9 protein-coding genes are annotated in these 11160 nt (G+C 74.7%); 6 read left to right on the forward strand and 3 right to left on the reverse strand.

Annotated features, from left to right (window positions below; all coding sequences use genetic code 11):
* Window positions 1–18 precede the first annotated feature (18 nt).
* The 3 genes from OHB04_RS30720 to OHB04_RS30730 form a co-directional block, all read right to left on the reverse strand.
* Complete coding sequence (locus OHB04_RS30720) at window positions 19–501, reverse strand: VOC family protein (protein WP_326690889.1); 483 nt, start codon at window positions 499–501, stop codon at window positions 19–21.
* Window positions 502–569: 68 nt separating this feature from the next.
* Window positions 570–1496, reverse strand: a complete 927-nt coding sequence (locus OHB04_RS30725) for an EamA family transporter (protein ID WP_326808735.1) — start codon at window positions 1494–1496, stop codon at window positions 570–572.
* Window positions 1480–1728, reverse strand: coding sequence for a hypothetical protein (locus OHB04_RS30730; RefSeq protein ID WP_326808736.1), 249 nt, complete (start codon window positions 1726–1728; stop codon window positions 1480–1482). The genes OHB04_RS30725 and OHB04_RS30730 overlap by 17 nt, the downstream gene beginning before the upstream one ends.
* A gap of 73 nt (window positions 1729–1801) precedes the next feature.
* Here OHB04_RS30730 and OHB04_RS30735 point away from each other — a divergent pair, with 73 nt between their 5' ends.
* From OHB04_RS30735 to nirD, 6 genes are all read left to right on the forward strand, one after another.
* Window positions 1802–2722 (forward strand): LysR family transcriptional regulator, encoded by a 921-nt coding sequence (locus OHB04_RS30735; RefSeq protein ID WP_326690892.1) that lies wholly within the window; start codon window positions 1802–1804, stop codon window positions 2720–2722.
* A 101-nt stretch (window positions 2723–2823) separates the two neighbouring features.
* Window positions 2824–4308 carry an MFS transporter gene (locus OHB04_RS30740; RefSeq protein WP_326808737.1) on the forward strand — a complete coding sequence of 495 codons (1485 nt, stop codon included), beginning with the start codon at window positions 2824–2826 and terminating at the stop codon, window positions 4306–4308.
* Window positions 4309–4312: 4 nt separating this feature from the next.
* Complete coding sequence (locus OHB04_RS30745; protein WP_405803250.1) at window positions 4313–6460, forward strand: molybdopterin oxidoreductase family protein; 2148 nt, start codon at window positions 4313–4315, stop codon at window positions 6458–6460.
* Entirely contained in the window at window positions 6457–8133 is a 1677-nt protein-coding gene (locus OHB04_RS30750; protein ID WP_326808738.1) for an FAD-dependent oxidoreductase, read from the forward strand. The genes OHB04_RS30745 and OHB04_RS30750 overlap by 4 nt, the downstream gene beginning before the upstream one ends.
* A 71-nt stretch (window positions 8134–8204) precedes the next feature.
* Window positions 8205–10718 carry a nitrite reductase large subunit NirB gene (gene nirB / locus OHB04_RS30755; RefSeq protein ID WP_442815114.1) on the forward strand — a complete coding sequence of 838 codons (2514 nt, stop codon included), beginning with the start codon at window positions 8205–8207 and terminating at the stop codon, window positions 10716–10718.
* Window positions 10719–10753: 35 nt separating this feature from the next.
* Complete coding sequence (gene nirD, locus OHB04_RS30760) at window positions 10754–11149, forward strand: nitrite reductase small subunit NirD (RefSeq protein ID WP_326690896.1); 396 nt, start codon at window positions 10754–10756, stop codon at window positions 11147–11149.
* Window positions 11150–11160: the final 11 nt, after the last annotated feature.

Raw genomic sequence — 11160 nt, forward strand, 5'->3', positions numbered from 1 at the left:
GTGCCGTCCGGGTGGGGCTCACTGCTTGGCCGCGGCCTCCAGGGCCGGGAGGTCGAGCTTCTTCATCGTGAGCATGGCCGCCATGACGGCGGCGGCCTTGGCCCGGTCCGGGTCGCTGATCAGCTCCATGAGCCGTCGGGGGACGATCTGCCAGGACAGCCCGTACTTGTCCTTGAGCCATCCGCAGTCGTTCTCCTGGCCGCCGTCCGCTGTGAGCTTCTCCCACAGGGAGTCGACCTCCTCCTGCGAGTCGCAGTCGACCTGGAGCGAGATGGCCTCGGTGAAGGAGAACACCGGGCCGCCGTTGAGCGCGACGTACTGCTGGCCCGCCAGCTCGAACAAGACGGTCATCACCGAGCCGGTCTCGCCGGGGCCGGTCTCCGTGTAGCGGCTCGTCTCCAGGATCCTGGAGTTGTCGAACAGGGAGACGTAGAACTCCGCCGCCTCCTGGGCCTGGGTGTCGAACCAGAGGAATGTCTTGATCTTCTGCGGCTGCTGCATGGCGCGACCTCCTGGTCGTCGGAAGGGGTGCGAAGCCTGTGTGTACAGACCCGCCCCGGACCCGGAACTCATCGGGCGGTGGGCGATTTCTCCGATCCCACCAGAGCCTCGGCCCCGGAAGGCCGCGACACCGCGCTCCTGACCGCACCCGCTGACGCGAGGGTGACGCAGCAGACCGCCAGCCACTGGAGCGGCGTCAGCCGCTCGCCGAGCAGCACGAGCCCCGCGCAGGCCGCGGCGACCGGCTCCAGGCTCTGGAGCACCCCGACGACGCGGGCGGGAAGGCGGCGCAGCGCGGCCAGTTCCAGGGAGTAGGGGACGACGGCGGACAGCACCGCCACCCCCAGCCCGGCCGCCAGCACGCGGGGCTCCGTCACCCGGGGACCTGCCTCGGCCAGCCCGAAGGGCAGCGTCAGCAGCGCGGCCCAGCACACCGCGAGGGCCAGCGGGCCGCCGCCGGACATCCGGGCCCCGGTGCGCCGGCTCAGCAGCAGGTACGAGCCCATCGCCACGGCCGAGGCCACCGCCCAGGCCACCCCGGCGGGCGACAGCGCGCCCGCTCCCGCGCCCGGGAGGGCGAACAGCGTGATCCCGGCCGCTGCCAGGGCGCCCCAGGCCGCGTCCGTCCACCGGCGGGACATCAGCAGGGCAACGGTGAGCGGGCCCGAGAGCTGGAGGGTCATCGCGACGCCCAGCGGCAGGCGGTCCATCGCGAGGTAGGAGAGGTTCATCCCGGCGATCGCCGTGCCGAACGCCAGGATGAGCAGCGCGCCGGAGCGGTCGTCCGGCAGCCGGGGCCGCCACAGGGCCAGCAGCACCAGCGCGGCCAGCCCCAGCCGCAGCGCCGCTGTGGCGAGCGGCCCCCCGGCGGCGCCGAACAGCCCTTTGCCCAGCGCCTGCCCCGTCTGGACGCTGACGACGCTCGCGAGGACGAGCAGGGGAGCGGGTGCCGTGAGCCGGGTCCGGTACCCGGCGGGCTCAGTCCGGGAGGTCATCAGGGGCCCGCCGTGGGCGGTCGTCGTCGCGTACGGTGCTGCGACCGCCGACGACCAGGCGCTCGCCACCTCCGGCGCGCTCCAGCCACCCGCGGAGGGTTCCGCAGGCGCAGCGGGTGTAGACGATGACTCCCTCGGTGACGGGGTGGCGGGAGACGACGGTGTACGGGTCGCGCAGCGGCCAGCCGCACGCGGCACAGCGGCCACTGTTCTCACTGCGGTGGTTGTCCATGCGGACAGCGTCACCGGCAGCCGACGTGCACGTCCATCGCATCTTTCCGCAGGGAATCGTTTTGAATTACCGCATGATTGACTTGCGGCTCCTCCAGACGCTCCGTGTCCTGCACTCCGAGGGCACCGTGACGGCCGCGGCGCGCGCCTTGCACCTGTCGCCCTCGGCCGTCTCCCAGCAACTGCGCCAGCTCGCCCAGCAGGTGGACGCCGAACTGCTGCGACAGGACGGGCGGCTCCTGCGGCTCACCCCGGCGGGCCGGGTGCTGCTCGGCCACGCCGACATCCTGCACGCGCAGTGGGAGCAGGCCCGCGCCGACCTGGCCGCGCACGGCGGCGGGCGCCACCCGACGCTGCGGATGGAGGGCTTCACCACCAGCGTCGCCTCCCTCCTCGTGCCCACGGCCGGCGACCTGCGGCAGGCCGACCCGCCCGTCCGGGTCCTCATCCACGAGAGCGACACCTATGAGAGCTATCAGCGGCTGCTGGCGGGCCAGTCCGACATCGCGGTGCTCACGCCGCTGCCCGACAGCCCGCCCGCCGACGATCCGCGCTTCGATCAACAGCCGCTCCTGGACGACTTCCTGGACCTCGTCGTACCCGTCGGCCATCCGCTGGCAGGTCCGGAGCCCGTCGATCTGGCGGCGGCGGCCACCGAGGACTGGATCTCCCCGCACCACGACCAGGACCGGCTGATCCAGGCCCTGTGCGCGGCGGCCGGGTTCGCCCCGCGCCGGGTCCACCACTCCGACGAGTGGCCCGCTGTGCTCTCCATGATCGGGCATGGGCTGGGCGTGTGCCTCGTACCGCGGCTGATGTCGGTGGCCGCCTACCCGCAGGTCGTCCGGGTGCCGGTGCAGGGCACTCCGCCCCCGTTCCGGCGGGTCCTGACCTGCGTGCGCAAGGGCAGCCATCCCCAGCCGGCCATCGCGGCCGGCCTGGCCGCTCTGCGGGCCCGCGCGGAAGTCCTCACACCGCGCGAGGGGGCGAAGTGAACGAGAGCTTTCGTGCGCGTTACGCACCGACACGGTAAGGAAACGGCAGGTCAGTAGCGTCAGCCCTCCGCACACCGCACCACAGCACCAGGAGGCGCGACGTGACAGCAGGATGGACCAGCCGCCGGGAGCGGCGGACCGGCAGGGCACCGTGGATCAACCACTGGGAGCCCGAGGACCCCGGCTTCTGGGCCCGGGAAGGGCGGCGCACGGCGCGGCGCAACCTGTGGCTCTCCGTCTTCGCCGAGCACACCGGCTTCGCCGTGTGGAGCCTGTGGTCGGTCCTGGTGTTGTTCATGACGCCGGAGACCGGCTTCGCGCTGTCGGCGGACGACAAGTTCCTGCTCGTCTCGGTGGTCTCGCTGGTGGGGGCCGTGCTGCGGCTGCCGTACGGGTTCGCCGTCACACGGGTGGGCGGGCGCACCTGGACGGTGTGCAGCGCCGTCGCCCTGCTGGTGCCCACCGTGCTGGCCGCCGTGCTGATGCGGCGCCCCGAGACCCCGCTGTGGGCGCTGCTGGGGTGCGCGGCGCTGGCCGGGCTGGGAGGCGGCAACTTCGCCTCGTCCATGGTCAACATCAACCACTTCTTCCCCGAGAGGGAGAAGGGCTGGGCGCTCGGGCTCAACGCCGGGGGCGGCAACCTGGGCGTCGCCTCGGTGCAGCTCCTGGGGCTGCTCGTCCTCGCCACGGTGGGGGCCGCGCACCCGGAGGCAGTGCCGCTGCTGCTCGTTCCCGCGCTGGCGCTCGCCGCGCTGCTGGCGCACCGGCACATGGACAACCTCGCGACCGCGCGCACCGACTACTCCTCCTACCGCGCCGCCGTCCGCGACCCGCACTGCTGGATCGTCTCCCTGCTGTACGTGGGGACGTTCGGCTCGTTCATCGGCTTCGGCTTCGCGTTCGGCCTCGTCCTCCAGAACGACTTCGGCCGCACACCCGTGCAGGCCGCGGTGCTGGCCGTGCTGGGGCCCCTGCTGGGCTCGCTGGCCCGGCCGCTGGGCGGGCGGCTGGCCGACCGGTGGGGCGGGGCGCGGGTGACGGCGGGGGCGTTCGCCGCGATGGCGCTGTGCGGCGCGGGAGCGCTGGCCGCCTCGGCGGCGGGGTCGTTCGCCGGATTCGTCGCCGCCTTCATCGCCCTGTTCGTGCTGACGGGGCTCGGCAACGGCTCGACGTACAAGATGATCCCCGCCATCTACGCGGCGCGGGCCGAGAGCGCCGTGGAGGCCGGGCGGGACCCGCAGGAGGCGCGGGCCGAGAGCCGGCGGCGCGCGGGCGCGGTCATCGCGATCTCCGGCGCGGTCGGCGCGCTGGGCGGCGTCGGCATCAACCTCGCCTTCCGGCAGTCGTACCAGGCGGCGGGGGACGCGGGGCCCGCGATCGCCGCCTTCCTGGCGTTCTACGTGCTGTGCCTGGCCGTGACGTGCTGGGTGTATCTGCGACGTCCCGTGGCGGGGACACCCGCCGACCGTGAAGCGGAGGCGCGGAGCGGGGCCGGGCGTACCGGGGCCGACCGGGACGGGACCGGGCAGGACGCCGACACCCGGCTGGACCCGGCCGGAACCTCCGCCGCCGGTCCGGGAGCGTGACCCCTTGAGCGAAGGCACCGCCACACACTGTCCCTACTGCGCCCTCCAGTGCGCCATGACCCTCACGCCGGGCGGCACCCCGGGCACGCTCGACGTCACGCCGCGCGACTTCCCCACCAACGCGGGCGGGCTCTGCCAGAAGGGCTGGACCTCGGCCTCGCTGCTCACCTCGCCCGAGCGGCTCACCACCCCGCTGGTGCGGGACGCGTCGGGGGCGCTGCGCGAGGCGGGCTGGGACGAGGCACTCGACCTGGTGGCGCGGGGCATGGAGCGGGCGCGCGACAGCCGGGGGCCGGACGCCGTCGCCGTCTTCGGCAGCGGAGGGCTCACCAACGAGAAGGCGTACGCGCTGGGGAAGTTCGCCCGCGTCGCGCTGGGCACCTCGCAGATCGACTACAACGGACGGTTCTGCATGTCCTCGGCGGCAGCCGCGGGGAACAGGGCGTTCGGGCTCGACCGCGGACTGCCCTTCCCCGTCACCGATCTGGACGCCTCCGAGGCCGTCGTCCTCGTGGGCGCCAACCCGGCCGAGACGATGCCGCCGCTGATGGGACACCTGGATCCCGCCCGGCTCATCGTCGTCGACCCGCGCCGCACCGCCACCGCGCAGGCGGCGCTCGACGGCGGCGGCCTGCACCTCCAGCCCGCGCCCGGCACCGACCTGGCGCTCGCGCTGGGGCTGCTCCATGTCGCGCTCGTCGACGGTCACCTGGAAGCCCCCGGGCGCGTCGCCTACCGGCGGGAGCGGACCACCGGGTGGGACGAGGCACGCCGGTGCGCCGCGCGGTGGTGGCCGGAGCGCACCGAGCGGCTGACCGGGGTCGCCGCCGCCGACCTGCGCAAGGCGGTGGGCGTGCTGGCCGGTGCCCACCGGGCCCACATCCTCACCGGGCGCGGCGCCGAACAGCACAGCAAGGGCGTGGACACCGTCGCCGCCTGGATCAACCTCGCGCTCGCGCTGGGCCTGCCGGGCACCCCCGGCTCCGGGTACGGGTGCCTGACGGGACAGGGCAATGGGCAAGGCGGCAGGGAACACGGCCAGAAGGCCGACCAGCTGCCCGGATACCGGCACATCTCCGACCCCGCGGCGCGCGCCCACATCGCCAGTGTGTGGGACGTCCCCGAGGAGTCGCTGCCAGGCCCCGGCCGCAGCGCGTGGGAGCTGCTGGACGCGCTCGGCACCCCCGACGGGCCCTCGGCGCTGCTGGTGATGGGCTCCAACCCGGCCGTCTCCGCGCCCCGTTCGCGCCGCGCCGTGGAGCGGCTGCGCGCCCTCGACCTGCTCGTCGTCGCCGACTTCGTGCGCTCGGAGACCGCCGAACTCGCCGATGTGGTCCTGCCCGTGACGATGTGGGCCGAGGAGTCGGGGACGATGACCAGCCTGGAGGGCCGGGTGCTGCGGCGCCACCGCGCCCAGGCGCCGCCGCCCGGGGTCCGCACGGACCTGGAGGTGCTCCACGGGCTCGCGGTGCGCCTCGGGCGAGGCGGCGCGGAGTTCCCCGTCGACCACGCCGAGGTCTTCGAGGAGCTGCGGCGGGCCTCCGAGGGCGGCACCGCCGACTACTCCGGTGTGCGCCCCGAGGCGCTGGACGCGGGGGAGGCCGTGCACTGGCCGGCGCCGCGCGGGCAGCGCGGCTCCGGCACCCCCCACCTCTTCCTCGACCGCTTCGCCCACCCGGAGGGGAAGGCCCGCTTCCTGCCCGTGGAGCACCGTGAGGCCGCCGAACTCCCCGACGCGGCACACCCGCTCTACGCCACGACCGGGCGCGAGCTCCAGCACTACCAGTCGGGCGCGCAGACCCGCCGGGTGCCCGAACTGGCGGCTGCGGCGCCCGGCGCCTATGTGGAGGTGCACCCCGACACGGCGCGCCGCGCCGGACTCGCGGACGGCGACCAGGCGCGCGTGGTCTCGCGGCGCGGCAGCGTGCTGGCCCGCACCCGCTGCGTCCCCACGCTGCGCACCGACACCGTCTTCCTCCCCTTCCACTACGCGGGGACGGGCACGGCCAACGCGCTCACCAACCCGGCGCTCGACCCGGTCAGCCGGATGCCCGAGTTCAAGCTGTGCGCCGTACGGCTGGAGCCCGCCGGAGCCGGGGACCGGGGAGCGGACGACCGGGGCGCGGACCACCCGCGGGCGGTGTCCCCGTGAGCCGGGCGCTGGAGGTCGTGGTCGTCGGCAACGGGATGGTCGGGCACCGGCTGGCCCAGGAGGTGCGTCGCCGTGACCCGGGAGGCGTACGGGTACGGCTCACGATCGTGGGCGACGAGCCGACCGGCGGCTACAACCGGGTGCTGCTGCCCGGTCTGATAGCCGGGTCCCTGACCGAGGCGGACCTCGCACCGGATGAGGACGGAAATTCCTTCGCACCGGATGAAGGCGGAAAACCCCTCGCACCGGATGAAGCACGGAAAGCGGCTCCCGGCGGGGTGCGCGGGGGCACCACCGTCACGCGCGTCGACCGGGCGGAGCGCACCGTGACCACCGCGGACGGGCACCAACTCCCCTACGACAGGCTCGTGCTGGCCACCGGCGCCCACGCCAACATCCCCCCGCTGCCCGGACTGCGCCGGGACGACGGCGCCCCGGCCCGCGACGTCTCGGCGCTGCGCACCCTCGCCGACGCGCGCAGGCTGCGCCGTCTCGCCCACCGCGCCCGTGCCCGGGGCGCGCCCATGGCCGTCCTCGGCGGCGGCATCCTCGGCCTGGAGGCGGCCCGCGCCCTGGTGGCGCGCGGCGTCGGGGTGACCGTCGTACATCAGGCGACCCACGTCATGGACCGCCAGCTGGACGCGCCCGCGGGCCGGGTGCTCGCGCGCTCGCTGCTCCGCACGGGAATCGCCCAGCGGCTGGGCGTCGCGGCGACGGCCTGGGTGCCCGAGGAGGGGCTGCACCTCGCGGACGGCAGCGTCGTACCCGCCGCCGGGCTGCTGCTGAGCACCGGCGCACGGCCGCGCACGGCGCTCGCGCAGGAGTGCGGGCTGGCGGTCGGCCCTGCGGGCATCGCCGTCGATGACGCGCTGACCACCTCCGACCCCGACGTGTACGCGCTCGGCGACTGCGCCGACGCCGACCCGGGGCTCGTCCAGCCCGGCTGGGAGCAGGCCGCCACGCTCGCGGCGCTGCTGACCGGCGACAACCCGCAGGCGCGCTACGTCGGCACCCCCAGGGTGACCCGGCTGAAGGCCGCAGGCATCGAACTCGCCTGTCTGGGCGACCCGTTCGCCGAGCCGCACGAGGCGGCGGCGCCGGTCTCCGACGAGGCGGCCCCGCTGCTTCCCGGACCGGCGGCCCCGCAGGACCCGCGCGGATCCGCGGCCCCGGGCGGGTCCTCGACACCAGGAGGATCCGCGACCCAGGACGGGCCGGAGGCGGAGCGCGCGCCCGAGGTCCTGCGCCTGGAGGACCCGTCCAGAGAGCGCTACGCCAAGCTCGTCCTGCACGGCGACCGCGTCACCGGAGCCATCCTGCTCGGCCTGCCGGACGCCGCCGCCGGGCTCGTCCAGCTCTTCGACCGGGGCGCCCCGGCCCCCTCCGACCGGCTCGCCCTCATGCTGGGCCGGGCCCTGCCGCCCGAGGTGTCGGGCGGCCCCGAGTCGCTGCCCGACCACGGGCTGGTGTGCCGCTGCAACGGCGTCACCAAGGGAGCGCTGCGCTCCGCCTGGCACGCCGGGGCGCGCTCACCGCGCGAGCTGGCCGACTCGACCCGCGCCACCACCGGCTGCGGCAGCTGCCGCCCCACCGTCGAGAAACTCGCGGCCTGGCTCGCCGAGACAGACCCTTCGCAGTCGTCCCCGTCCCCGACCCCGACCCACCCGAGGTGAGCCCCGTGCACTCCACTCCCACTCCTGACTCCGCCGCCGGCCCCCGCAGGCTCGTCGTCGTCGGCCTCGGCATGGTCGGGCACCGGCTGGTCGAGGCCCTCACCTCCCGTGACGGGGACGGCGACTGGCACATCACCGTGCTGGCCGAGGAGTCCCGCCCCGCCTACGACCGCGTCGCCCTCTCCACCTGCTTCGACGGCGCCGACGAGGAGACCCTGCGGCTGTCCGGCCTCGACGAGGACCGCGTCGAGGTACGGCTGGGCGACCCGGCCACCGCGCTGGACCGGGACGCGCGCACCGTGACCACGGCATCCGGCGCGCGCCTGCCCTACGACGCGCTCGTGCTGGCCACCGGCTCGCGGCCGTTCGTGCCGCCGCTGCCCGGCAGCACCGCGCCCGGCTGTCTCGTCTACCGCACGCTGGACGACATCGAAGCCCTCCGCGCCGCCGCCGCCGCCAACACCAGCGGGCGCGGCGTCGTGGTCGGCGGCGGGCTGCTGGGGCTGGAGGCCGCCAACGCGCTGCGGCTGCTGGGCGTGACCCCGCACGTGGTGGAGCTGGCGCCGCACCTGATGGCCGTCCAGCTCGACGAAGGCGGCGGCGCGCTGCTCGGCCGCATGGTCGAGGACCTGGGCGTACGGGTGCACACCGGCGTCGCCACCGAGCGCGTGGTGACCGACCCCGCGACGGGCGCGGCCGTCGCCGTCGAACTCGCCGACGGCACCCGGGTGGAGACCGACCTCGTCGTCTTCGCCGCGGGCGTGCGGCCCGCCGACGAGCTGGCGCGCGAGGCCGGGCTGCGCGTGGGGGAGCGCGGCGGCGTGGCCGTCGACGACGCCTGCCGCTCGGTGACGGACCCGCACGTGTGGGCCGTCGGCGAGGTCGCCTGCGTGGAGAGCGAGGGCCGGACCCTCGGCCTGGTCGCACCCGGCTACGCGATGGCCGAGACCGTCGCCGACCGGCTGCTCGGCGGCGCGGCCAACTTCCCGGGCGCCGACACCTCCACCCAGCTCAAGCTGCTAGGTGTGGACGTCGCCTCGTTCGGCGACGCGCTGGCCGCCACGCCCGGCGCGCTGGAGGTCGTCCTCAACGACCCCGTCGCCGCCACCTACGGCAAGCTCGTCGTCTCCGACGACGCCAAGACGCTGCTCGGCGGCATCCTCGTCGGCGACGCGTCCGCCTACCCGCTGCTCAGGCCGCTGGTGGGCAGCGCGCTGCCCACCGACCCGGCGACGCTGCTCGCCCCCGAGTCCGCGGGCGGTACGGCCGCCGGGGGAGGGGTGGCCGGGCTGCCGGACAGCGCGCAGATCTGTAGCTGCCACGCCGTCACCAAGGGCGCGCTGACCGAGGCCATCACCGGACAGGGCTGCGCCGACGTTCCCGCGCTCAAGTCCTGCACCAAGGCCGGCACCGGCTGCGGCTCGTGCGTACCCGCGCTCAAGCAGATCCTGGAGGCGGCGGGCGTCGAGCAGTCCAAGGCGCTGTGCGAGCACTTCGACCACTCGCGGGCCGAGCTGTTCGAGATCGTCGCGGCCACCGGCATCACCACTTTCTCGCAGCTGGTGGCCGAGCACGGGCGCGGGCGCGGCTGCGACGTGTGCAAGCCCGCCGTCGCCGCGATCCTCGCCTCGCGCGACAGCGGCACCCACATCCTCGACGGCGAACGCGGCGGCCTCCAGGACACCAACGACCGCCACCTGGCCAATATGCAGCGCAACGGAACGTACTCCGTCGTGCCCCGCGTCCCCGGCGGCGAGATCACTCCGGCCCGCCTCATCGTGCTCGGCGAGGTGGCCCGCGACTTCGGCCTCTACACCAAGATCACTGGCGGTCAGCGCATCGACCTGCTCGGCGCCCGCCTCGAACAGCTCCCCGCCATCTGGCGCCGGCTCACCGACGCCGGCTTCGAGTCGGGGCACGCCTACGGCAAGGCCCTCCGCACGGTGAAGTCCTGCGTGGGCTCCACCTGGTGCCGCTACGGCGTACAGGACTCGGTCGGCCTCGCCATCGAACTGGAGCTGCGCTACCGGGGCCTGCGCGCCCCGCACAAGCTGAAGGCGGGCGTCTCCGGCTGCGCTCGGGAGTGCGCGGAGGCCCGCAGCAAGGACTTCGGCATCATCGCGACGGAGCAGGGCTGGAACCTCTACGTCGGCGGCAACGGCGGCTTCACCCCCCGGCATGCCGAACTCCTCGCCTCCGACCTCGACCACGCCACGCTGGTGCGCACCATCGACCGCTTCCTGACGTTCTACATCCGCACCGCCGACCGCCTCCAGCGCACCGCCGCCTGGCTGGAGAGCCTGGAGGGCGGCCTCGACCACCTGCGGGCCGTCATCATGGACGACTCGCTCGGCATCTGCGCCGAACTCGACGCCGCCATGGAACGGCACGTCGCCGACTACCACGACGAGTGGCGCGGCGTCCTGGAGGACCCCGCGAAGCTGGCCCGCTTCACCTCCTTCGTCAACGCCCCCGAAACCCCCGACCCGGCGATCTCCTTCGCCGTCGAGCGGGACCAGCCCGTCCCCGGCCCGGTCTCCCTCGGCATGCCGAAGCTGTCCGCCGAGGGCGCGAGCACCCACTGACCACCGCTGTCCGAACGAGCCGGAAGGTGACCATCATGTCGACCATCGCTGTCAGCCCCATCAGCTCCAGCACGGACTGGTCCGCCGTCTGCCCGCTGGACGCCCTCCCCGTCGAGCAGGGCCGCGCCGCGCTGCTGCCGGACGGCAGCGCCGCCGCCCTCTTCCGGCTGTACACCGGCGAGGTGTACGCGGTCGGGAATCTGGACCCCTTCAGCGGGGCACCCGTCATCTGCCACGGCATCGTCGGCGACCGCGAGGGCGTCCCGGTGGTCACCGGGCCCCTCGGCAAGGAGGCCTTCGAGCTGGCGACCGGCCGCTGCCTGGACGACGAGACCGTCCGGCTCCCCGTCCACGAAGTGCGGCTGACCAGCGGAATGATCGAGGTCTCGGCCCGGCGAAACACGGTGGAAACGCTGGTCGGGCGAGGATGAACGCAAGCTAC

This window comes from Streptomyces sp. NBC_01775 (genome assembly GCF_035917675.1).
Taxonomy (GTDB): Bacteria; Actinomycetota; Actinomycetes; order Streptomycetales; family Streptomycetaceae; genus Streptomyces.